Source organism: Streptomyces sp. R41 (assembly GCF_041053055.1).
Classification (GTDB): domain Bacteria; phylum Actinomycetota; class Actinomycetes; order Streptomycetales; family Streptomycetaceae; genus Streptomyces.
In genome coordinates, this window is sequence record NZ_CP163443.1 from 3,213,484 (window position 1) to 3,236,262 (window position 22,779).

Below are 22,779 nucleotides of genomic sequence, written 5' to 3' on the forward strand. Positions count from 1 at the left end.
CCGCTACGCGTGTTCGCGCCAGCGGTTGGTGATCGGAAGGCGCCGGTCCTTGCCGAAGCCCTTCGCGGAGATCTTGGTACCCGGCGGGTACTGCCGCCGCTTGTACTCCGCCGTGTCGACCATACGAAGCGTCTTCACCACGAGCCCCCGCTCGAACCCGGCGGCGACAATGGAATCCGCCCCCTCGTCCCGGTCGACGTACCGTTCGAGGATCGCGTCCAGGACGGGATAGTCCGGGAGCGAGTCCGTGTCGACCTGATCGGGCCGCAGCTCCGCACTCGGCGGCTTGACGATCGAGTTCTCCGGGATCGGCGGCGTCTGCCCCCGCTCCACCGCCGCCCGGTTCCGCCACTCCGCCAGCCGGAAGATCGACGTCTTGTACACGTCCTTGATGGGCCCGTACGCCCCCACCGAATCGCCGTAGAGCGTCGAGTACCCCACGGCAAGCTCCGACTTGTTGCCGGGCGCCAGCACGATGTGCCCCTCCTGGTTGGAGATGGCCATCAGCATCGTGCCCCGCAGCCGGGACTGAAGGTTCTCCTCGGCCAGCCCCGTCAGCCCCAGTGACGACATATAGGCGTCGAACATCGGCTCGATCGGCACGGTCCGGAAGTTCAGCCCGGTCCGCCGCGCCAGCTCCGCCGCGTCCCCCTTGGAGTGGTCGGACGAGTACTTCGACGGCATTGAGACGCCGTACACGTTCTGCGCGCCGAGCGCGTCACACGCGATGGCGGCCACCAACGCCGAGTCGATACCGCCCGACAGCCCGATCAGCACCGACCGGAACCCGTTCTTCGCCGCGTACGCCCGCAGGCCGACCACCAAGGCCGAGTAGACCTCCTCGTCGTCGTCGAGCCGCTCCGCGTACCCCCCGGCGAGCTCCGCCTCGTAGGCGGGCAGAGGCTCCTCGGAGAGCACGAGCCGCTCGATCCGCAGCCCGTCGTCGACGACACCCGTCACGGGCTCGGCGGCCCCGGCCGGCAGATCCAGGTCCAGTACGACGCACCCCTCGGCGAACTGCGGCGCCCGCGCGACGACTTCACCGTCCCGGTCGACCACGATCGAGTCCCCGTCGAAGACCAGCTCGTCCTGCCCGCCGATCATGGCGAGGTAGGCGGTGGTGCACCCGGCCTCCTGGGCCCGCTTCCGGACCAGTTCGAGGCGGGTGTCGTCCTTGTCGCGCTCGTACGGAGAGGCGTTGATGGACAGCAGCAGCCCGGCCCCGGCGGAACGGGCGGCCGGTACGCGCCCGCCGTCCTGCCAGAGGTCCTCGCAGATGGCGAGGGCGACATCGACCCCGTGCACCCGCACGACCGGCATGGTGTCGCCGGGCACGAAGTACCGGAACTCGTCGAACACGCCGTAGTTGGGGAGGTGGTGCTTGGCGAAGGTCAGCGCCACCCGGCCTCCGTACAGCACCGCGGCGGCGTTCTGCGGGGCGCCGGCCGGCTGCCCGTACTTCGGCTGCGCGGTCTCGGACCGGTCGAGGTAGCCGACGATCACCGGCAGCTCCCCGAAGCCCTCGTCGGCGAGCCGGGCGGCCAGCGAGCGCAGCGCCGCGCGGGAGGCCTCGACGAAGGACGGCCGCAGGGCGAGGTCCTCCACGGGATACCCGGTTAGCACCATCTCGGGGAACGCCACCAGATGCGCTCCCTGCTCGGCGGAGTGCCGGGTCCAACGGAGGATCGCCTCGGCGTTGCCGGCGAGATCGCCGACGGTCGAGTCGATCTGATTCAGGGCGAGGCGTAGTTGAGGCACGGGCCCAGTGTAATCGTCAGAGCGACACAATGGGGTGTGGGGCGCCCCACGTGGAGACCCGCGTGGAGACGCCCCCGCCCTCAGGGCCTCAGGCCTGGATCCGGCGCCTCAGCTCCGGTAACCGAGCACGGTCATCATCCCCGCCTCCGAGTGGTACACGTTGTGGCAGTGGATCATCCACAGCCCTGGATTGTCGGCGTCGAAGTCCACCGTCAGCGTCCCGTTCGGCAGCACGATCGCGGTGTCCTTGCGCGGGCCGCCCGCCACGTTGGCCAGGCCGAAGGTGTGCCCGTGCAGATGGACGGGGTGCCACATGCTCGTGGAGTTGGAGAACACGAGCCGCACCCGCTCCCCCGCCCGGACGGGATGCCGCTGATCCGCCCCGGCACGGTAGGGCTTCTTGTCGAAGGCCCAGTCGTACTTCTCCATCCCACCCGTGAGCTGCAGCTTCACCGTGCGGTCCGGCTCCTTCTCGGCCAGCGCCACCGACGCGTCGGCCCGCAGCTTGTCCGCGGTCAGCAGCCGCCCGTCGAGCTCCTTCGGCCGTACGGAGGCGTCGGGCGCCGTCCCTCCGCCCGTCCGCAGCAGCGCGTGCGCCGACGCCTTCTTGCCCTCGGCCAGCGCGGTCAGCGGGAAGACGCCGTCCTTGACGGTGACGAGGACGTCGTACCGCTCGCCCATGCCGAGCAGCAGCGCGTCCGTCTTCGCGTGCCGCACCGGAAAGCCGTCCGTGTGCGTCACCGTCATCTCGTGCCCGCCGAGGGCCACGCGGAAGGCGGTGTCGCCGCCCGCGTTGATGATCCGGATCCGGACGCGGTCCCCGGGGCGTGCCCGGAAGACCGAAGGCGCCGTCGCCGTACGCCCATTGACCAGGTAGTACGGATACGCGACATCACCGGCGTCGCCGCCCAGCAGTTCGCTCTCGGAGCCCATCAGCATCCGGGAGGGACCGGCCGAGGGCGACTCCTGAACCCGCATGGACATGTTGGACATGTCATGCCCGGAGTGATCCATGCCCCCGTCGTCACCCATGTCCATGCCCATGCCGCCGCTCAGCTGCTTGAGCACGGCGTCAGGGGTGGACCCGTCCACCCCGTCGACCCAGTCGTCGAGGACGACCACCCACTCCTTGTCGTACGACAGGGGCTCCTTGGGGTCCTCCACGATCAGCGGGGCGTACAGACCGCGGTCCTGCTGAGTGCCCGCGTGCGGGTGGAACCAGTACGTCCCCGCGTGCGGCACGGCGAAGCGGTAGGTGAAGTCCGCTCCCGGCTTGATGGCCCGCTGGGTGAGGTCGGGTACACCGTCCATGTCGTTGCGCAGGGCGATCCCGTGCCAGTGCAGGGACGTGGCCTCCGGGAGATGGTTGGCGAGCGTGAGGGCGAGGGTGTCCCCCGCGGTGACGCGGACCGCCTCGCCGGGCAGGTCGCCGCCGTACGCCCAGGACTTGACCGTACGACCGCCGAGGTCGAGGGCGGTCTCGGCGGCGGTGAGCCGCACCTTCCGGACGGGGCCGCCAGAGCCCCGCTGCTCCTCGGCGGCGGCGACTTCGCGACCCGCTGGGTCGACGTAACCCTTCGGGCCGCCGGTGGACCCGCTTCCCCCGTGGCCCGTGTGACCGGCCCCCGAGCAGGCGGACAGAATGCCCGTCCCGGCGACGGCGACCGCCGCGCCGAGGACGGTGCGGCGAGTGGGAGTGCGCGGCTCTGTGGTGCGCATGGCTGTGGTGCGCATGGCTGAGTAACACCTCGTCGTGGTGATGGTGCGTGCGGATGGGCGCGTCCGCTGCTTCTGGTACACCGCTCGACGCCCGGAGGTTCCCACCTCCGAACGGGCAGCCCGAAGCAGCCGGTGCGCCGGCCTAAATGCGCAGCACCGACAGACGAGAGAGAAGGGTTATTTGCGGGGGCGGGTTGGGCCACAGGGCCTGCAGCAGCCGTGCGCGCGTGGGCGGCGTGGCGCCGCTCGCGCACGGGGTGCCCAGCGCCGCCGCGAGCAGCAGGACGAGGGTGGCGCCGCCGAGTACGGCGAGGCAGACGGACAGTGGGTCCATGCCGTTCATGGGTGGCATGTCGGCGTTCATCGACGCGCCCGTCGTGTGCTCCTGCGCGTGGCCCGGCGTGGAGGACATGGCCTGCGCCATGGCGTACGAGGAGTGCCCGGAGCCCTCGTGGGAGGAGTACCCGGAGCTCCGGTCCGAGCCGTGCCCGGACGGATGCCCCAGCGTGTGCATCGTCACGATCCCGAGGAGCAGCGCGGCAAACAGCAACACCTCACGCGCCCGGCTCCTCGTCACCATGCCCTGCACCCTACCCCTACCGGGTATCGGGGGTGCGGGTGGGGAGTTTTTCGCCCCCTCCGCCCCTGCCCGTCCCGACCAGCCTTTCGGCTGCGGGTGCGTGGGGGCTGGTCGCGCAGTTCCCCGCGCCCCTTACGGGGCGCTCCTGGGCCCCCAGGGACGGGAATGGGCAGGGGCGGAGGGGGCGAAAACAACCCCACCCGCACCCCAAACCCGTCAGTGATCCACCCGCTCCGCATGCGGCGGAACGTGCGCGGCAACAAGCCGCCCCGAGCCGCCCGCAACGCCACCGGCCCGACGCCGGTCGACGCTGTACGCGGCACCGGCCACCGCAAGGCCGAGCACCGCAAGCCCCGCCCCCGCGACCGCCGGAGACGTCGCCCCGAAGCCCGCGGCCAGAGCGAGCCCCCCGATCCACGCACCACCGGCGTTCGCGAGGTTGAACGCCGCCTGGTTGGCGGAGGACGCGAGGGACGGCGCGGCGGAGGCCTTCTCCATGACCATCAGCTGGAGCGGCGAGCCGGTGATGAAGGCGGCCATGCCGAGAAGGGTGACCGCGACGGCCGCGCTCCACTGGGCGGCCATGAGGACGGGGAAGAGCGCGAGGACCGCCACAAGGGACACCAGGCCACCGAAGAGGGTGCCGCGCAGGGAGTGGTCCGCGAGGCGCCCGCCCACCAGGTTGCCCGCGGTCGCACCGACGCCGAAGAGGGCCAGCAGCAACGTCACGCTGCCGTCGGCGTACCCGGCCGACTCCGTGAGCATCGGCGTGATGTAGCTGTACGCGGAGAAGAGCGCGCCGAAGCCCGCCACGGTCGTACCCAGGGCCAGCCAGACCGGGAGGGAGCGCAGGGCGGCGAGTTCGCCGCGCAGGCCCCCGGCGGGGGCATGTGTGTGATCACGCGGGATCAGGAGCGCGAGCGAGGCGATGGCGGCCACGCCGATCGCGCTCACACCCAGGAACGTGGCACGCCAGCCCAGGTGCTGGCCCATGAGCGTCGCGACCGGCACACCGGCGATGTTCGCGACCGTCAGGCCGAGGAACATCAGCGAGACGGAGCGCGCCTTGCGCTCGGGGGCGACGAGGTTCGTGGCGACGACGGCGCCGACGCCGAAGAACGCGCCGTGCGGCAGCCCGCTGAGGAACCGGGCGGCCAGCAGCCAGTGGTAGTCGGGGGCGAAGGCGGAGAGCGCGTTGCCCGCCACGAAGAGGCCCATCAGGGCGATCAGGACCTTGCGGCGCGACATGCGGGCGGTGGCGGCGGCGAGCAGCGGGGCGCCGATCACGACGCCCAGGGCGTAGGCCGAGACCAGGTGGCCCGCGGCGGGGATGGATATGCGCAGGTCGTTCGCGACGTCGGGCAGCAGGCCCATCATCACGAACTCGGTGGTGCCGATGCCGAAGGCGCCCACGGCGAGGGCGAGCAGGGCCAGGGGCATGAGGGGCCTTTCAGAGGAGCGGAGAGCGTGCGGCGGGGCGGGGACGAGCGGTTCCATGGGCGTACGGACGCGTCGGGAGGGCGTACACACGCGCATGGACGCGCCCGTGCACACCGATGTGCACGGGACGCGTGGGTCGAGCTGTGGGTTCAGCCGTAAGTTTAGCTGGGGAACAAACTCTCTCAGGCCCAGTATTCCAGGAGGTTAAGACGCGGTTGCGTCCACCTTGACGCGGGCCGCAATCGGAAGGTGATCGCTGCCGGTCTCGGGCAGGGTCCACGAGGTCTCCGGCTCGATGCCCTTGACCATGATCTGGTCGATCCGGGCCATCGGGAACGACGCCGGCCAGCTGAACCCGAAGCCGCTGCCCGCCGCGCCCTGGGTGGAGCGCATCTGGGCGGTGACGGCGTTCAGCGCGCGGTCGTTCATCGTGCCGTTGAGGTCGCCGAGCAGGACGACCTTCTTCAGCGACTCACCGGCGATCGCCTCGCCCAGCGCGTCGGCGCTCTTGTCGCGCTGGCGGGCGGTGAACCCGGCCTCCAGCTTCACCCGCACCGAGGGCAGGTGGGCGACGTAGAAGGCGACCTGCCCGGCCGGCGTCGTCACCGTCGCCCGCATCGCGCGCGTCCAGCCCAGCTTGATGTCCACGGGCTGGGCGCCGGTCAGCGGGTACTTGCTCCACAGTCCGACGGTGCCCTGCACCGAGTGGTACTTGTACGTCGACGCGAGCGCCTTCTCGTACACCGGAACCGCCGAGGCCGTCAGCTCCTCCAGGGCCAGCACGTCGGCGCCGGACGCGGCCACGTCGCGGGCGGTGCCCGACGGGTCCGGGTTCTCGGCGTTGACGTTGTGCGTGGCGACGGTGAGGTCGCCGCCGCTGCCGGTCTTGTCGGTGAGCAGCCCGCCGAAGAGGTTCAGCCAGACGATCGCGGGCAGCAGCACCGCGATCAGGGCGCTCACAGACTTCCGTACGAAGGCGAGGATCACCAGGATCGGGACGAACAGGCCCAGCCAGGGCAGGAACGTCTCGGTGAGGCTGCCGAGGTTGCCGATGGTGTTCGGGATCTGCGCGTGCAGCAGCATCACCAGGGCGAGGATCACCGCGAGCGCGGCGAGGATCAGGCCGCGGCGCCAGATGCCGCGGTCACCGCGCCAGCCGTCGAGCAGGCGCCGAAGCCGGGACCCTCTGCGGTCCGGCTCCTGGCCGCCGCTGCCCGTCTCCGTCATATACGCCTGCGCCATACCGTCGCCTCACAACCTGCCGTGCGCACCGTCTGCCCCTCGGCTACGACCCTAGGGGATGATCGGTGTCGTTCTCGCCGTCCCGTGACGGCCGTACGGGCAAGGGGACGTACAACTTCGTGTTCGGAGTTCCGAATACGGGCATGGAGCGCGCCCTCTGTGACGAAACGCGCACATTCGCCCCGTCAGAAACAAGCGAAACGGCCCGTCAGGAACACACAGGACCAAGGGAACTACGGCTCGACCGGCCGCAGCCCCTCCAGCAGCGTGTCGACTATCCGCTCCGCGAGGTCTTCGGGAAGTTCGCTCTCCGGGCGCATGACGGCGCGGACGAGCATGGGGCCGACGAAGATGTCGTTGACCAGTTCGACGTCGACGTCCTCGCGGAGTTCGCCGTTCTCCTGTCCGCGGCGCAGGACTTCGTAGCCCAGTCGGCGCCGCGGGTCGACGACGGTCGCGTGGTACGCGTTCCAGAGTTTGGGGCTGCTCTTCATCTGGGCGTACACGTTGTGCATCATCGCCGACGAGCGGTTGATGAGGCCGCGTTGGCGCAGTGACTCCAGGAGGACGATGAGGTCGTCGCGCATCGAGGTGCCGGGGAGTTCGGGGTCTTCGGGCTCGGCGGCGCGCAGTACGTCGACGAAGAGCTCCTCCTTGCCGCTCCAGCGACGGTAGATGGTCGCCTTGCCGACACCCGCCGTGCGGGCGATGCGCTCGATGGACAGGTCCCCGAGCGGTACGCCGTCCTCCATGAGCTTCATCACGCCCTCGATGATCGAGCGCTCCACGGCCTCGCTGCGGGGGCGCCCCCTGGCGGGCCCCTCATGCCCGGCTCGGCTGTGCGCGAGGCTCACATCGAACTCCGTTTCCTTCGTCGACCTGCGTTCATTCTCCCCGGGTACGGCGTACGCGGGCACCCGGTGCCAGGTGCCCGCAGTCCCGTACGCCCTGTCAGTGCTCCCCGGCCGGCACCAACTCGGTTTCCTCCTTGCCCTGCTGCGCCTGCGGCGTCCGGCCCGGCAGGAACAGGGCCACGATGACCGCGCCGACCACAGCGACTCCCGCGCCGCACAGGGCGGTGACGTGCATGGCGTGCAGGAAGGCGTCGTTGGCGGGGGCGACGAGGGTCTTGCCCTGGGGGCCGAGCTTGGCGGCGACGCCGAGGGTGGCTTCGATGGACTCGCCCGCGGTGTGGCGCAGGCCGGCCGGGACGGCACCGAGCTTGTCCTCGATGCCGCTGCGGTAGGCCGTGGACAGGACGGAGCCGAGGACGGCGATGCCGAGGGCGCCGCCGACCTGGCGGAAGGTGTTGCTGAGCGCGGACGCGGAACCCGCCTTCTCGCGCGGCAGGGCCTGCATTATCACGACACTGGTCGGGGTCATGATGTGCGCCATGCCGGTGCCCATGAGGAAGAAGATGACCTCGAGGAGCCAGATCGGGGTGTCCGCATCGAGGATGGCGAACGCGGCCAGCATCGCGGCGATGATCAGCAGCCCCGCCGTGCACGTGGCCCTGTTGCCGAAGCGGTCGACGACGAGACGGGCGCGCGGCGCGAAGATGATCTGGGCCGCGGCGAGCGGCAGCATCAACAGGCCGGTCTGCAGCGGCGAGTAGCCCCGCACGCTCTGCGTGTAGAAGACGGAGAAGAAGGTCACACCCATCAGCGCGAAGAAGACGAGCGCGATGGCCGCGATCGCGGCCGAGAAGACCTTGTTCTTGAAGTACGCGACGTCGATGGACGGGTGGTCGCTGCGCTTCTCGTACACGACGAAGCCGGCGAGGACGACGAGTCCGGCCGCGATGGTCGCGAGGACCGTCGCATCGGTGAAGTCGGCCAGCTGGCCGCCCTTGATGATGCCGTAGACGAGCAGGACGAGCCCGATGACCGACAGGACGACGCCGATCGCGTCGACACGGCCGGGATTCGGGTCCCGGGAGTCCGGAACCAGCCAGAACATCAGAACAAGCGCGAGCAGCACGATCGGCACGTTGATGAGGAAGACGGAGCCCCACCAGAAGTGGTCGAGCAGGATGCCGCCGGTGATCGGGCCGATCGCGATGGCGAGGCCGACGCCGCCGGCCCAGATGCCGATGGCCTTGGGCTGCTCTTCGCGCTCGAAGACGTTCATCAGGACGGCGAGAGTCGCGGGCATCACGAAGGCGGCGCCGAGGCCCATCAGCGCGCGGAACACGATGAGCTGGACCGGCGAGCCCGACTCCGCGGCCAGCGCCGACCCGATGCCGAAGACGGCGAGACCGGCGAGCAGTACCTTCTTGCGGCCGAGCCGGTCACCGAGCAGGCCCGCGGTGAAGAGGAGTCCGGCGAAGACGAGCGTGTAGGCGTTGATGGCCCACTCCAGCTCGCTCTGGGTGGCGCCGAGGCCGGTGGGCGCCGGGGTCGAGATGGTCTTGATCGCAACGTTCAGGATGGAGTTGTCGAGCACCACGATCAGCAGGCTGAGCATCAGCACGCCGAGGATCGCCCAGCGGCGCCGGTGCACCGCCTCGGGCACACGTCGATCGGCAGGAGGAGCGGAAGTCGTCATGCGGCCCAGCCTATGTGGAATTCAATACGGAACCGTCTCGTATCGAAAACGCTTTACGGAGAACTTACCAAGAGATCCGGGACCCCGCGCACCGAGACGTGGATCGCCCGCCCCGCCCTAGCCGATGGTGGCACGAGGTGCCACCATGGACGTGGTCCGGGGACGCCGTAAGGGCGCCTCGAGATGACAGAAGGAGCCGTTGCAATGACGCAGCTTTCGGCTGCCCAGAAGCAGCCCGCGGAGGGTGTGCGCCCGTCCACCGACAGCAGCAAGGCGCTGTACGGGGGCAAGAGCACCCGCCGTATCACGGTGCGCGACATCACCGCCGCCAAGGAGCGCGGCGAGAAGTGGCCCATGCTCACCGCGTACGACGCGATGACCGCGTCCGTCTTCGACGAGGCCGGCATCCCGGTCATGCTCGTCGGCGACTCGGCGGGCAACTGCCACCTGGGGTACGAGACGACCGTGCCCGTCACCATGGACGAGATGACCATGCTGTCCGCCGCGGTCGTACGGGGCACCAGTCGCGCCCTGATCGTGGGCGACCTGCCCTTCGGGTCGTACCAGGAGGGCCCGGTCCAGGCGCTGCGCTCGGCCACCCGCCTCGTCAAGGAGGCCGGGGTCGGCGCGGTGAAGCTGGAGGGCGGCGAGCGCTCGCACCGCCAGATCGAACTGCTCGTCGAGTCCGGCATCCCGGTCATGGCGCACATCGGCCTGACCCCGCAGTCCGTGAACTCCATGGGCTACCGCGTGCAGGGCCGCGGCGAGGAGGCCGCGCACCGGCTGCTGCGGGACGCCAAGGCGGTGCAGGACGCGGGCGCCTTCGCCGTCGTCCTGGAGCTTGTCCCGGCGGAGCTGGCCGCGGAGGTCACGCGCACGCTGCAGATCCCGACGGTCGGGATCGGCGCGGGTCCCGAGACCGACGCGCAGGTCCTCGTCTGGACCGACATGCTCGGTCTCACCGGTGGCAAGGTGCCGAAGTTCGTGAAGAAGTACGCCGATCTGCGTGAGGTCATGGGCAACGCGGCGAAGGCCTTCGCCGAGGACGTCGTCGGCGGAACGTTCCCCCTCGAGGAGCACTCCGTCCACTGAGCCACTGCGGCACCAAGTGCAGCCCGCCGATTTCCCCCGTCGGCGGGCTGCGCCTTTCCCTCACGGGCGCCACAAGACGTTTTTTCGCCCCCTCCGCCCCTACCCGTCCCGTACCTGGGGGCTGCCGCCCCCAGACCCCCGCATCGGCCTGAACGGCCTCGTCCTCAAACGCCGGACGGGCTAAAAACTTGCCGGCCGGGGTGCAGGGGGCAGGCGGGGTGGGTGGGATATACCCGCAGTCGCAGACGCGCGCCACCACGGAGCCAGAGTCGCGGACACACGCCCCCACTCACCCGCACCCGCCGACGCACGGAAGGGGCCGTGCCGGTACATCACATGCCCCGTCGCTTACGTGGTTGCCAACAGGCAGAGCCACGTAAGCCAAGCGATCTGCCACCGGCGACGGGGCGGATGTACCGGCACGGCCCCGACCCACCCACCGACGGAACGCGATACGCCCACCGGCGGAAAGGCGGACCCACCCACCGACGGAAAGGCGAAAAGGCGCACCCCGCCACCACCTGTCGGCGATATATCGGCGGCTGTCGGTCGGCTGTAGGCGGTTTGTCGGTGGCACCTGGCACCTTGTTGCCCATGACGCGAATCGACAAGAACCCCAGCGGCGGTGCCAAGAGCGCCGTCACCGTACGGGGGCTGGTCAAGCACTACGGCGAGACCAAGGCGCTGGACGGCGTCGACCTGGACGTGCACGAGGGCACCGTCCTCGGAGTGCTGGGTCCCAACGGCGCCGGCAAGACCACCCTCGTCCGCTGCCTGTCCACCCTCATCACCCCCGACGCCGGTCACGCCACGGTCGCCGGCTACGACGTACTGAAGCAGCCCCGCCAGCTGCGCCGGGTCATAGGCCTCACCGGCCAGTACGCCTCGGTCGACGAGAAGCTCCCGGGCTGGGAGAACCTGTACATGATCGGGCGGCTGCTCGACCTGCCCCGCAAGGACGCCCGCCGCCGCGCCGACGAACTCCTGGAGCGCTTCTCGCTCACCGACGCGGCCAAGCGCCCGGCGTCCACGTACTCAGGCGGTATGCGCCGCCGCCTCGACCTCGCCGCCTCCATGATCGGCCAGCCGGCCGTCCTGTATCTGGACGAGCCGACGACCGGCCTCGACCCGCGCACCCGCAACGAGGTGTGGCTCGAGGTCAAGCGCATGGTCGCCGACGGCGCCACCGTGCTGCTCACCACCCAGTACATGGAGGAGGCCGAGCAACTGGCCTCCGAGCTGACGGTCATCGACCGGGGCAAGGTCATCGCGAGCGGCCGGATCGACGAGCTGAAGGCGCGGGTCGGCGGCCGTACGCTGCGGATCCGCCCGGTGGACCCGCTGGAGCTGCGCCCGCTCGCGGGCATGCTCGACGAGCTGGGCCTCACAGGTCTCGCCACCTCGACCGTGGACACCGAGTCCGGCACCGTCCTGGTCCCGATCCTCAGCGACGAACAGCTCACCGCAGTGGTCGGCGCGGTCACCGCGCGCGGCATCACGATCAACTCCATCAGCACCGAACTGCCCAGCCTCGACGAGGTGTTCCTGTCCCTCACCGGCCACAAGGCCAGTGCCCCGCAGGACGCCGCCCCCGCCCGCGCCTACGAGGAGGTCTCCGCATGAGTACCGCCGTTGTCGAAGCCCCCCTCGCCGCCCAGGGCGACTCCCACATCTCGCCCCGCGCGCACGCGCGCCACATCGGCGCCCTCGTCCGCCGCAATCTGCTGTGGATCCGCCAGGACCCGGAGTCGATGTTCGACGCCGTCCTGATGCCGGTCGTCTTCACCCTGCTGTTCGTGTACGTCTTCGGCGGCTCGATCGGGCAGTCACTGGGTGGCGGTCAGCACGAGTACGTGCAGTACGTGGTGCCGGGTCTGATGGCGATGATGGGCATGAACATCGCCACGGCGGTCGGCACCGGCTTCAACCAGGACTTCCAGACCGGCGTGATGGACCGCTTCCGCACCCTCCCGATCGGCCAGGGCTCCGTGCTCTTCGCCAAGATCGTGGTGGAGCTGATGCGGATGCTCGTCGCGACGACGATCCTCATGATCGTCGGCGTGCTGGTCGGCTTCGACATCACGAACTGGCCGGGCCTGTTCGCCGCCGTGGGACTCGCCACCCTTTTCGGCTCGGCCCTGATGTGGATCTTCCTGGTCCTCGGTGTGACGATGAAGAACGCCCAGTCCGTGCAGGCGATGGGCTTCCTGGTCCTGATGCCCCTGCAGTTCGGTTCGTCGATCTTCTCGCCGCCCCGGACCATGCCCGGCTGGCTGCAGAACTTCACCGACTACAACCCGCTGTCCTCGCTCGCGGACACCGCGCGCGGCCTGATGGTGGGCGGCCCGGTCGCGCACGACCTGTGGGTGACCCTCGGGTGGACGGCACTGCTCACGGTGGTGATGGCGCCGATCGCGATCCACAAGTTCCGTACCAAGAACTGACGTTCGCCCACCTGCGACGGCCATGACCATGGCCCCCGGTCCGCGTCAGATGAGGGCGGCGGCCTCCTCCGCGGAGAGCCCGCCGCCCTCGGCGTACGCGGCCTCGTAGGCCGCGTCGTCGAGTACGGCCCGCACGCCCGTCTCGGCCCGAGTGCGCACCTCGTCCTCCATCGGGCCCGCGAAGTGGCCCGGCGGCAGCAAGTGGTCGGCGGCGCCGAGGAGCCGGGCCGCCTCTCGGGCGCGGCTGCCGCCGTCCAGGCCGGTGAGGGCGATGGCGGCGGTGGTCAGATGCGCGGAGGTCATGTGCGGCGCGATCATCTGCGCCAGCGGATCCATGGAGCGCGCCATGGCCTTGCGGGCCTTGTCCAGGGCGCTCGCGTGCTGCCCCTCCACCGCGTCCAGCCAGGCTTCCACGCCGAGCACGAACCCGTCGAAGACGACGAAGGTGCTGGCCGCGAAGTCCTCGCGCAGCAACCGCATCTGCTCGCGCGCCTCGGGGACCCGATCGGTGCGGCCGAGCCACATCGCGAGGAAGAGCCGGGCCGCGGGCATGGCCTCGTTGTGGGCGCCATGGCCCTCCGCCAGCACATCCCGCAACATCCGCTCGCCCCGCTCGGGCTCCCCCAACTCGATGTACATGCTGCCGAGCCGGACGCTGAGTACGGCGGTCTGGGCGCGGGCACCCAGCCGCTCGGCGTACGTGCTCGCCTCCGCGTAGTCCGCGGCGGCGGCCCGGTACTCGCCCTTGCGCTCATGGGCCTCGCCGCGCGCGGAGAGCGCCTCGGCGGCACCCCAGGCGTCGCCGATCCGGGAGAACATCTCCAGCGCCTCGTCGGCGTCACGGGTCGCGTCGCCGACCATGTCGGCGCGGTTGGCGAGGATGTTGGCGCGCATCTGGAGGGCGACGGCCAGTTCCCACTCGAGGCCGAGGTCGCGGCAGGCGTCGACCGATACGTCGATGACGTCGCGCACCCGCTCCATGTCGCCGGTGAGCAGGACGGCGTAGAACCAGAGGTTGCCGGGGCTGCGACAGGTCTGCGGGAGGCCCGGCCGGTAGGTCTCGCTGATGACGCGCAGCTTCTCCTTGGCCTCCGGCGTCTGCCAGGCGTCCAAGTCCATGTCCATGCAGGCGAGATGGACGAGGTGCACACCGCGCCGGCCCTCTTCGAGGACGTCCGGGCGCATCGGCGGCGGGGCGGCCGTGCAGCTCTCGTGCAGCGGGACGGCCGGGCGCAGGGGCGGTGCGAAGGGGTCGGGGCCGAGGGCCATGACCTCGCGGGACCAGGTGCGGGCGTCGATGCGCTGGTCGCGTATCTGCCAGTACCAGGACAGCGAGAGGACGAGGCAGATCGCCTCCTGCTCGTCGCGCTCGGCGACGGCGTGCCGCAGGGCGGTGCGCAGATTCTCGTACTCGCGTTCGAGGAGCGCGATCGCGGCGCCCTGCCCGGGGCCGCGCAGGGCGGGGTCGGTGGTGCGGGCGAGTTCCCGGTAGTACGTGAGGTGGGCGCGCTCGGCGGCGGGGCGGTCGCCGGACTCGTCGAGGCGTTCACCGGCGTACTCGGCGACGGTCTCCAGGAGCCGGTAGCGCATCCCTCCTTCTCCCGAAGGGGCCGCGACGACCAGGGACTTGTCGACCAGCGAGCCGAGCGCTTCCAGCGCGGCGGGCCCGCAGACCGCTTCGGCGGCGGCGAGGTCGCAGCCGCCCGCGAAGACGGACAGCCGCCGCAGCACGTCCCGTTCGCCTTCATCGAGCAGGTCCCAGGACCAGTCGACGACGGCGCGCAGGGTCTGCTGCCGCGGCAGGACGGTGCGGCTGCCGGAGGTCAGCAGGCGGAACCGGTCGTCGAGCCGGTCGGCGATCTGGCGCGGGGTGAGCATCCGCAGCCGGGCGGCCGCGAGTTCGATGGCGAGCGGCAGTCCGTCGAGGCGCCGGCAGATCTCGGCCGCCGCCGCGGCAGTCTCGCCGTCGGCGTCGATCCGGAAGCCGGCCCGGGCCGCGGCCCCGCGGTCGGCGAGCAGCCGCAGCGCCACAGGCTCCGGCAACGGCTCCACGGGACGCAGCAACTCTCCCGGTACGCCGAGGGGTTCACGGCTGGTGGCGAGTACGGTCAGCTCCGGGCACCGCTCCAGCAACTCCTCGACGAGATGGGCTGCGGCGTCCACGACATGCTCGCAGTTGTCGAGAATGATCAGCATGCGCCGCTTGGCGCAGTGCTCGGCGAGCCGGGTGAGGGGATCGTCGTGCCGGTCGGCCACGGCCCGCATCTCCTCGGCGCCGGCGCCGCGCAGCACGGTCTCCCGCGCGCCGACCGCCGTGAGCACGGCCTCGGGCACCGCCTTCGGATCGTCCACCGGCGCGAGCTCGGCCAGCCACACCCCGTCCCGCGCCGCATCCGCCACGGTCTCCGCCGCCTCCTGCGACAACCGCGTCTTCCCGGCCCCACCGGGCCCGAGCAGCGTCACGAGCCGGGCCGCCGCGAGATCACCCCGAATGGCATCGATGTCGGCCTCCCGGCCGACGAAGGAGGTGAGGCGGGCGCGGAGGTTGCCGGGGGGCGCAGGCGTGGGGCGCCTACGGGAAAGGGCGGCGGAGCCGAGGGCCGAGGCAGGGGCGCCTACGGCCGGGGCGGGGGCGCCGTGCTGTGCGGCGACCTGCTCATCGGCTGCGTCCCGGCCGACGGCTCGGGCCACGTCTCCTCCGCCGGGGGCCGGGTCGCCGGGTCCGCCGATGCGGGGGCCTGACCCGTCCAGGCCTCGGCCATGCCCCGCGTACCCCACGGCGCGGGCCGCGTCGCCGGACTCTGCGGTCCCGGCGCCGGAAGCGTCCGTACCGGCGCGACGCACGGCCGTGTTCCCCGCGCCCGCACCGTACGACCCACGGCCGAAGCCACGACCACGGCCCGCAGCGGCGGGACCATCGGCCGGTGTCAGCAACTCCTTGTGCAGGGCGCGGAGTTCGGGCCCGGGGTCCGAGCCCAGTCGGTCGGACAGGAGTGCGCGTACGGACTCGTAGGCGGCGAGGGCCTCGGCGGGGCGGCCCGCGTCGCGCAGGGCTCGCAGACGCAGGACGTGAAGGGGCTCGTCCAAGGGGTGGAGATCGCACAGGGCGGTGAGCTCGGGCAAGGACTCTTCGGCGTGCCCCAGGGCGAGCGCCGCGGCGAGGCGGGTGCGGCGGACGTCGAGGCGGCGGGTCTCCCAGCGGGCCGTCTCGGCGGTGCGGTCCGGGAGATCGGCGAGGGCCGGGCCGTGCCACAGGGCGAGGGCGTCGTCGAGGACCGCGGCCGCCTTCGCCGGGTCGCCGTCCGCGAGGGCACGCGTGCCCTCGCCCGCAAGCCGCTCGAAACGGTGCAGGTCGACGTCGTCGGCCACCGCGGCGAGCCGGTAGCCGCCGTCCACCGAGTGCACCGCGTCCGGCCCGAGCGCCCTGCGCAGCCGCCCGACCAGCGCCTGCAGCGCGCCGGGCGCGTCCGCGGGCGGGTCGCCGTCCCACACCTCGTCGACCAGGACGGCCGCGGGCACGGTCCGTCCGGGCCGCAGCGCGAGCACGGTCAGCAGGGCACGCAGCCGCGCCCCGCCGACCGGGACGGGCGTGCCGTCGGGACGAAGTGCCTGGGTGGTGCCGAGGATGCGATAGCGCACGGGGTCCATTGTCTCTGGTGTCGGCCCGGCCCCGCCCCCGGGTTTCAGACCCGCATGAATTGGGAGGAGTCCAGGACGAGAGCCTGGTCGGCGAGGGGGATCTCCATCCGGTCGCCGAACGTTCCGGACGCCGTTCGCCGGTTCTCGTCGCCGACAGGCTCCGACAGCGGCGTCCGGCGTGCCGCGAGGACGTCAAGAAATGAGGTGGACCGGGATGCCGCGCACCGCGTAGTGCCCCGGCTTCGTGCAGTGGTGCCACCGCTCGCTCTCCGGCGAGACGGCCTCCACGAAGGGCAGCAGCTTCTCGTCGATCTCGCCGACCGCGGGGTCCACCTGCTCCAAGGGGAGCGCTGCCGCATCCGGCTCCGGCTTGCAGACCTGACGACTACCCGGAACCTGCGGCCGCCCGCACGACGTTCTTCCCAGACCACCGGTACGGTCGACCCGCACACCGCAGCCCACCCCAGGGAGCCCGCCCATGACCACCGCCGCGTCGTCCCGCCGCAGTGACCGGAGGATCAGTCCCGTCTTCGTCGGGATCGTGGCCGTCATGGCGGTGACCGGCTGGGCGGCCTGGACCGGGTTCGCCGAGCAGCCCGGCGTGGCCGTGTTCCTCTTCGTGACGGCCGCGTGGATCGTCTCGCTCTGTCTGCACGAGTACGCGCACGCCCGCACCGCCCTGCACAGCGGCGACATCTCGATCGGCGCGAAGGGCTATCTGACGCTCAACCCGCTGAAGTACACGCACGCGCTGCTGAGCATCGTGCTGCCGGTGATCTTCGTGATCATGGGCGGGATCGGTCTGCCGGGCGGCGCGGTCTTCATCGAGCGGAACCGGATCCAGGGCCGGTGGAAGCACAGCCTGATCTCGGCGGCCGGCCCGCTGACCAACGTCCTCTTCGCCGTTGTCTGCACCGCCCCGTTCTGGCTGCACGCCCTGGAGGGCGTCCCGGACACCTTCACCTACGCGCTGGCGTTCCTCGCGCTGCTCCAGGTCACGGCCGCGATCCTGAACTTCCTGCCGGTACCGGGCCTGGACGGCTACGGAGTGATCGAGCCCTGGCTGTCGTACAACATCCGCCGCCAGGTGGAGCCGTTCGCGCCGTTCGGGCTGCTGGCCGTGTTCGGGATCCTGTGGATTCCGTCGGTGAACATCGCGTTCTTCGACGCGATCGACACGATTCTGAGCGCCTTGGGCATCCGCCCGGAAGACACCAACTGCGGCCAGTGGCTGTACCGCTTCTGGCAGGAGAACAACGACGTCTGCCTCAGGTCGTGACGGACTTGCCCTTGTCCTGGACCCGGCCGCGGCGCACGTAGTACCACGTCATGTTGGACGACAGGCCCGCCAACAGCACCCACACGATCCCCAGCCAGCTGCCCTGGACGAAGGAGACCACGGCCGCGGCGACGGAGAGAACACAGACGGCGAGGGCGTAGAGGGCGAGGCGGGGCATGGGGGCTGGCTCCTGACGGACAACGCGGACGAGTGACGAGTGCTGCGCGTCCAGTGTCCCCCATGCCCGTGCGCCGCTATACGTCCGTCACCCGCAGCCCCGCGTGGGCCTTGTAGCGCCGGTTCACCGAGATCAGGTTCGCGACCAGGGACTCGACCTGGTGGGCATTGCGCAGCCGTCCCGAGAAGACCCCGCGCATGCCGGGGATGCGCCCGGCCAGCGCCTGCACGATCTCCACGTCGGCGCGCTCCTCACCGAGGACCATCACGTCGGTGTCGATCTCCTCGATCTCCGGGTCTTGAAGGAGGACCGCCGACAAATGATGAAACGCGGCGGTGACGCGCGAGTCGGGCAGCAGGGCGGCGGCCTGTTCGGCGGCGCTGCCCTCCTCCGGCTTCAGCGCGTACGCGCCCTTCTTGTCGAAGCCGAGCGGGTTGACGCAGTCGACGACGAGCTTGCCCGCCAGCTCCTCGCGCAGGGATTCGAGGGTCTTGCCGTGGCCCTCCCACGGCACGGCGACGATCACGATGTCGCTGCGCCGCGCGCACTCGGCGTTGTCGGCGCCCTCGACGCCGTGCCCGAGCTCCTCGGCCGCGCCCTGCGCGCGCTCCGCGACACGCGAACCGATGATCACCTTCTGGCCGGCCCTGGCGAGCCGGTAGGCGAGTCCCTTGCCCTGGGGCCCGGTGCCGCCGAGCACGCCGACGACGAGCCCGGACACGTCGGGAAGGTCCCAGGGGTCCTTGGCGGGGGCCTTCTGTGCACTGTCAGTAGAGGTCATGGGCCGACTTTACGTGCGCGGATCGCGGCCGTGGGCGTCAGGTGAGGGCGGTCACCGGGATGCGGCGGAAGGTGATCGTCTCGTACGCGCCGAAGTCGCCCGTCTCGTAGAGGAGGCCGACGGTCGTCGCGTCGACGCGTACGAGATCGGAGTACGCGGCGGGCAGTCCGTCCAGTGTGACGGCGGGGCGCCAGGTGGTTCCGCCGTCCGTGGTGGCGCGCACGGTCATCAGGGCGCGGAAGGTGGGGTCGGCGGGGCCCGAGTAGAGGAGCAGGTCGGGGTCGTGGAGCTGGAGGAGGCTGCCCTGGACGATGGGGGTGACGAGGCCGGCCTGCGGGCGGAAGGGCTTCTCCAGGCTCTTGCCGCCGTCGCGGGAGTGGGCGTCGGCGCGGTTGCCGGGGGACGGGGAGTCGTTGCGGGTGTTGAAGTAGACGCGCCCGTCCGGGAGTTCGGCCGCCGTCGTCTCGTTCGCATTGATGTAGCCGTTGGTGTTCTCGTCGATGTAGCCGAGGTACCAGGTCTCGCCGCGGTCGTCGCTGAGCAGGCAGTGGCCGCTGTTGTACTTCGCCTCGGTGCCGTTGTCCGTGCCGGTGGGCGGGAGCGTGTGGTTGCCGGGGACGACGACGCGGCCGGTGGTGAGCTGGATCGCGTGCCCGGGTGTGGTGGCGTACCAGCGCCAACTCGCCTTCTTCACCTGCGCGGTGATCTCCTTCGGGCCCGACCAGGTGAGCCCGTCGTCGTCACTGTGCTGCACCCAGACGCGCCGCCCGTCGGCCGCCTTCACCTTGCCGCGCAGGAGGGCGTCCTCGCTCGCGGTGGCCGCGCTGCGGACGTGTACGAGGAGGACACGGCCGGTGTCGAGGACGACGGGCGCCGGGTTGCCCGCGAGGTTGTCGCCGTTCTTGGCGACGGCCTGGAGCGGGCCCCAGGTGCGGCCGCCGTCCGACGACCGCTTCAGCACGATGTCGATGTTGCCGTGGTCGTGCGCGGAGTCGACCCTGCCCTCGCAGAAGGCGAGGAGCGTGCCCGCGGCCGTGGCGACGACCGCGGGGATCCGGAAGCTGGCGTAGCCTTCGCGGCCGGCGCGGAAGGGGGTGCTCGTCGCCGTGCTCGTCGCGGCACTCGGCTCTGTACTCGGCTCTGTCATGGGCAGGCTCCTTGTGTGACCGGTGGTGCGGGCCTTTGCCCAGCTTGGGCGAATTCGTGGTGAACTCCCGGTCACGAGTGGCCGGTTGCGGCAGGATGCGTGCGCATGGATGCCGTACGGGTCGCGTTGCTGCGCGAAGTGCTCGCCGGGACCGAGTGGTTGGGGGCCACGCGGCGGTTCGCGGGGGCGCTGCGGGGGTCCGTGGTGTCGTACGGGGGCGGGTTGCTGCTGGTCGGTACGGAGGAGTACGAGCCGTGGCATCTCGCCGCGCATCTCGTGGACGAGGCGGCGTGGTCGGGGACGCCGGAGCTGTCGCCGACGCTGGTGCGGCACGGGGCGCGGGAGTCCGATCCGGCCCACCTGGCGGTGGGGCTGGGGCGTATCGAGGCGGCTCGGCGGGGGGAGACGCTGCTGGTGGTGTCGCCGGGCGCGCCCGGGGCGCCGTTGCTGGAGCGGGTGCATGACGCGCGGCGGGCCGGGGCGACGGTGCTGGCGCTGTCCGCGGGGGACTCCGCGGGGGATCGTGAGCTGCCGGCTCTGGCTCACGAGTCACTTGCCGTGCCGGCCGAGCCCGAGCTCGATCTCGATACCGTGCAGCACCTTGTCAGTGCGGCGGCCGGCGAGAACGCGTTGCCTTCGCCGCGGGGGCGGCGGCGGTTCCGTGACCGGTTGTCCCGGCTCGCGGATCAGTTGACGGCTCCGCCGTCTGCGCGGTGGTAGCTGGGGGCTGCCTTTGTCCGGCGGTCGTGTGGCGCCGCTTCGCGGTCTTTGCCCGCCCGCCCACCCGACTCGGTCTCGCTCGCCGCCTTCGGCGGACGCCGTCGCCGCTTCGCGGCGGTTTCCCGCCCACCCACTCGGCCGGTTCACCGCCTTCGGCGGACAGAGCGAAGGCGCCGTCGGCGGACCGGCCCTGGACGCCCTCGGCGGGCAGGTCGTCGGCCCTCTCGGCGTACAGGCAATCGACCGCCGACCCCTTGGCGTACAGGCCGCCGACCGTCGCCCCCCTGCGCGTGCAAGCCGTCGACCCCCTCGGTCTACAGGCCGTCGACCGCCGACCCCTCGGCGTGCAGGCCGTCGACGCCCTCGGCCCACAGGCCGTAGGCCCTCTCGAAAGCACTCCCAGCCACCCCCGTCGCCCTCCACGCCGAAAAGCAGTTGCCCTCGCCCATGCCTCCCCCGAGCATGGCCCGTCGTGACCGACGACGCCCTCGCATCCGCGCCCGTCCCCTCCTCGCGGCTCCGTGCGCTGCTCCCCGATCTCGCCCCCTGGCGAGCCTCCGCCGACTTTCGGCGGCTTTGGGCGGCCGGGCTGATCACGAACTTCGGGAGTTTTCTGACGTTCGTCGCGCTGCCGGTGCAGATGAAGGTGCTGACGGGGTCGGCGGTGGCGGTGGGGGCGATCGGGGCGGTGGAGTTGGTGCCGCTGGTGGTGTTCGGGTTGTACGGCGGGGCGCTCGCCGACGCTCTGGACAAGCGGAAGTTGATCGTTTACACGGAGGCGGGGCAGGGCGTGCTGTGCGCCGGGCTGCTCGTCAACGCGCTGGTGCCGCGGCCGGCGGTGTGGCCGTTGTACGCGGTCGCGGGGCTCTCCTCCGCGCTCGGCGCGATCCAGCGTCCCGCGCTGGACTCACTCACACCACGGATCGTCGCGCACGAGGACCTGCCGGCCGCCGGCTCGCTCAACTCGCTGCGCTGGACGGTGGGCGGCGTCGCCGGGCCGGCTCTCGCGGGTGTCGTCGTGGCGTACGCCGGGCTCGGCTGGGCGTACGCCGTGGACCTGGTGACCTTCGTCGTGTCGGTGGTGATGGTCCTGGGGATCGCCGCGTCGCCCGCCGCGCACGAGGCCGCGAAGCCGTCGCTGCGGTCCATAGCGGAGGGCGCGCGGTACGCGTGGAGCCGTAAGGAGCTGCTCGGGACGTACGCCATCGATCTCGGGGCGATGTTCTTCGCGATGCCGCTCGCGCTGCTGCCGTTCCTCGCGGACGAGCTCGGCGCGGAGTGGTCGCTCGGCCTGATGTACGCGTCCGTGCCGGCCGGGTCGATGCTCGTGAGCCTCACCAGCGGGTGGACCTCGCGCATCCACCGGCACGGGCGGATGGTCGCGCTGGCCGCGGCGTGCTGGGGGCTCGCCATGGCGGCCGCGGGCGTCGCGGGCAACGTCTGGCTGGTGCTGCTCTTCCTCACGATCGGCGGCTGCTGCGACATGGTCAGCGGGATCTTCCGCGCCGCCATCTGGAACCAGACGATCCCGGACGAGCTGCGGGGGCGACTCGCCGGGATCGAGCTGTTGTCCTACTCCGTCGGGCCCACGCTCGGCCAGGTCCGCTCCGGCGGCATGGCCGCGTGGACGAGCGTCCGGACGTCGATCTGGGCGGGAGGTGTCATCTGCGTCGGAGCGGTGGGGCTCCTCGCCCTGTTCCTGCCGAAGCTGATGACGTACGACGTGCGGACGAATGAGCATGCGGTGCGGTTGCGCGCCGCCCGGGAGGCGGTGGCTTGACGGCCGGCCGTTGTCTTTTCCGCCCGTACCGCCCGTGACAGTCGGCTACCCGGCACAGGTTTCCCGTGGGGACCGGCCGCCGTCGGCGATTGCGACTCGCCTCCGGCCTCCCCCAAGCCCCCCGGCGGCGCAAGCAAGGCCCCCCGCGCCGCTCCGGCCGGCCCGCCCACACCGTCCTCAGTCGTCGTCCGAGCCCGGCGCCGCCCCCGTCGCGTCATGCCACTTGGGGTCGTTCTCCCACTGAAGGTTCCGCTCCCGGGCGGTCTCCATCGCGTGCTCCGCCTCCTGGCGGGAGGCGTACGGGCCGAAGCGGTCCTTCCCCGGGCAGTCGGGGCCCTCCTCGACCTTCTGGTGCTCCAGGCAGTAGTACCACTCGCCGGGCTTGCCGACGGTGCGCTTCTTGAAGAGGGCCATGACCGGCTCCTTTCGCCAC

At 71.3% G+C, this 22,779-nt stretch carries 19 protein-coding genes; 6 read left to right on the forward strand and 13 right to left on the reverse strand.

The window, feature by feature from the left end:
- Positions 1–3: 3 nt before the first annotated feature.
- From AB5J53_RS14990 to AB5J53_RS15020, 7 genes are all read right to left on the reverse strand, one after another.
- Positions 4–1,758: an NAD+ synthase gene (locus tag AB5J53_RS14990; RefSeq protein WP_369246141.1), complete on the reverse strand. Its 1,755-nt coding sequence runs from the start codon at positions 1,756–1,758 to the stop codon at positions 4–6.
- 108 nt (positions 1,759–1,866) lie between these two features.
- The gene (locus AB5J53_RS14995) at positions 1,867–3,492 is read right to left on the reverse strand and encodes a multicopper oxidase family protein (protein ID WP_369246142.1); all 1,626 of its coding nucleotides are present in this window, start codon (positions 3,490–3,492) and stop codon (positions 1,867–1,869) included.
- Between the two features lie 127 nt (positions 3,493–3,619).
- Entirely contained in the window at positions 3,620–4,057 is a 438-nt protein-coding gene (locus AB5J53_RS15000) for a DUF6153 family protein (RefSeq protein WP_369246143.1), read from the reverse strand.
- Positions 4,058–4,273: 216 nt separating this feature from the next.
- Positions 4,274–5,497 carry an MFS transporter gene (locus AB5J53_RS15005; protein WP_369246144.1) on the reverse strand — a complete coding sequence of 408 codons (1,224 nt, stop codon included), beginning with the start codon at positions 5,495–5,497 and terminating at the stop codon, positions 4,274–4,276.
- A gap of 204 nt (positions 5,498–5,701) precedes the next feature.
- The gene (locus tag AB5J53_RS15010) at positions 5,702–6,739 is read right to left on the reverse strand and encodes an endonuclease/exonuclease/phosphatase family protein (RefSeq protein ID WP_369246145.1); all 1,038 of its coding nucleotides are present in this window, start codon (positions 6,737–6,739) and stop codon (positions 5,702–5,704) included.
- Positions 6,740–6,972: 233 nt separating this feature from the next.
- Complete coding sequence (locus AB5J53_RS15015; RefSeq protein WP_369246146.1) at positions 6,973–7,593, reverse strand: TetR/AcrR family transcriptional regulator; 621 nt, start codon at positions 7,591–7,593, stop codon at positions 6,973–6,975.
- 97 nt (positions 7,594–7,690) lie between these two features.
- Positions 7,691–9,286 (reverse strand): MFS transporter, encoded by a 1,596-nt coding sequence (locus AB5J53_RS15020; protein ID WP_369246147.1) that lies wholly within the window; start codon positions 9,284–9,286, stop codon positions 7,691–7,693.
- 204 nt (positions 9,287–9,490) lie between these two features.
- On the opposite strand from AB5J53_RS15020, the gene panB reads away from it, so the two are divergent.
- From panB to AB5J53_RS15035, 3 genes are all read left to right on the forward strand, one after another.
- Entirely contained in the window at positions 9,491–10,378 is an 888-nt protein-coding gene (gene panB / locus AB5J53_RS15025) for a 3-methyl-2-oxobutanoate hydroxymethyltransferase (protein ID WP_369246148.1), read from the forward strand.
- 594 nt (positions 10,379–10,972) lie between these two features.
- Positions 10,973–12,001 (forward strand): ATP-binding cassette domain-containing protein, encoded by a 1,029-nt coding sequence (locus AB5J53_RS15030; protein ID WP_369246149.1) that lies wholly within the window; start codon positions 10,973–10,975, stop codon positions 11,999–12,001.
- Positions 11,998–12,822: an ABC transporter permease gene (locus tag AB5J53_RS15035; RefSeq protein WP_369246150.1), complete on the forward strand. Its 825-nt coding sequence runs from the start codon at positions 11,998–12,000 to the stop codon at positions 12,820–12,822. The genes AB5J53_RS15030 and AB5J53_RS15035 overlap by 4 nt, the downstream gene beginning before the upstream one ends.
- Before the next feature lie 45 nt (positions 12,823–12,867).
- Here AB5J53_RS15035 and AB5J53_RS15040 read toward each other — a convergent pair whose 3' ends face one another.
- The gene (locus AB5J53_RS15040) at positions 12,868–16,470 is read right to left on the reverse strand and encodes a BTAD domain-containing putative transcriptional regulator (RefSeq protein ID WP_369246151.1); all 3,603 of its coding nucleotides are present in this window, start codon (positions 16,468–16,470) and stop codon (positions 12,868–12,870) included.
- Positions 16,471–16,653: 183 nt separating this feature from the next.
- Positions 16,654–16,803 (reverse strand): hypothetical protein, encoded by a 150-nt coding sequence (locus AB5J53_RS15045; protein WP_369246152.1) that lies wholly within the window; start codon positions 16,801–16,803, stop codon positions 16,654–16,656.
- Positions 16,804–16,939: 136 nt separating this feature from the next.
- On the opposite strand from AB5J53_RS15045, the gene AB5J53_RS15050 reads away from it, so the two are divergent.
- Positions 16,940–17,740 carry a site-2 protease family protein gene (locus AB5J53_RS15050; protein ID WP_369246153.1) on the forward strand — a complete coding sequence of 267 codons (801 nt, stop codon included), beginning with the start codon at positions 16,940–16,942 and terminating at the stop codon, positions 17,738–17,740.
- On the opposite strand, the gene AB5J53_RS15055 is transcribed toward AB5J53_RS15050, so the two are convergent.
- From AB5J53_RS15055 to AB5J53_RS15065, 3 genes are all read right to left on the reverse strand, one after another.
- Positions 17,730–17,918 carry a hypothetical protein gene (locus AB5J53_RS15055; protein WP_369246154.1) on the reverse strand — a complete coding sequence of 63 codons (189 nt, stop codon included), beginning with the start codon at positions 17,916–17,918 and terminating at the stop codon, positions 17,730–17,732. The two genes, AB5J53_RS15050 and AB5J53_RS15055, sit on opposite strands and share 11 nt — an antisense overlap.
- A 76-nt stretch (positions 17,919–17,994) precedes the next feature.
- Positions 17,995–18,699, reverse strand: coding sequence for an NADPH-dependent F420 reductase (npdG, locus tag AB5J53_RS15060; protein ID WP_369246155.1), 705 nt, complete (start codon positions 18,697–18,699; stop codon positions 17,995–17,997).
- A gap of 37 nt (positions 18,700–18,736) precedes the next feature.
- Complete coding sequence (locus AB5J53_RS15065) at positions 18,737–19,846, reverse strand: exo-alpha-sialidase (RefSeq protein ID WP_369246156.1); 1,110 nt, start codon at positions 19,844–19,846, stop codon at positions 18,737–18,739.
- A 105-nt stretch (positions 19,847–19,951) separates the two neighbouring features.
- Between AB5J53_RS15065 and AB5J53_RS15070 the strand changes: the two genes are divergently transcribed.
- Both AB5J53_RS15070 and AB5J53_RS15075 read left to right on the forward strand, forming a co-directional pair.
- Entirely contained in the window at positions 19,952–20,566 is a 615-nt protein-coding gene (locus AB5J53_RS15070) for a hypothetical protein (RefSeq protein WP_369246157.1), read from the forward strand.
- A 472-nt stretch (positions 20,567–21,038) separates the two neighbouring features.
- Positions 21,039–22,346: an MFS transporter gene (locus AB5J53_RS15075; protein WP_369246158.1), complete on the forward strand. Its 1,308-nt coding sequence runs from the start codon at positions 21,039–21,041 to the stop codon at positions 22,344–22,346.
- Positions 22,347–22,523: 177 nt separating this feature from the next.
- Here AB5J53_RS15075 and AB5J53_RS15080 read toward each other — a convergent pair whose 3' ends face one another.
- Complete coding sequence (locus tag AB5J53_RS15080; protein WP_369246159.1) at positions 22,524–22,760, reverse strand: hypothetical protein; 237 nt, start codon at positions 22,758–22,760, stop codon at positions 22,524–22,526.
- Positions 22,761–22,779: the final 19 nt, after the last annotated feature.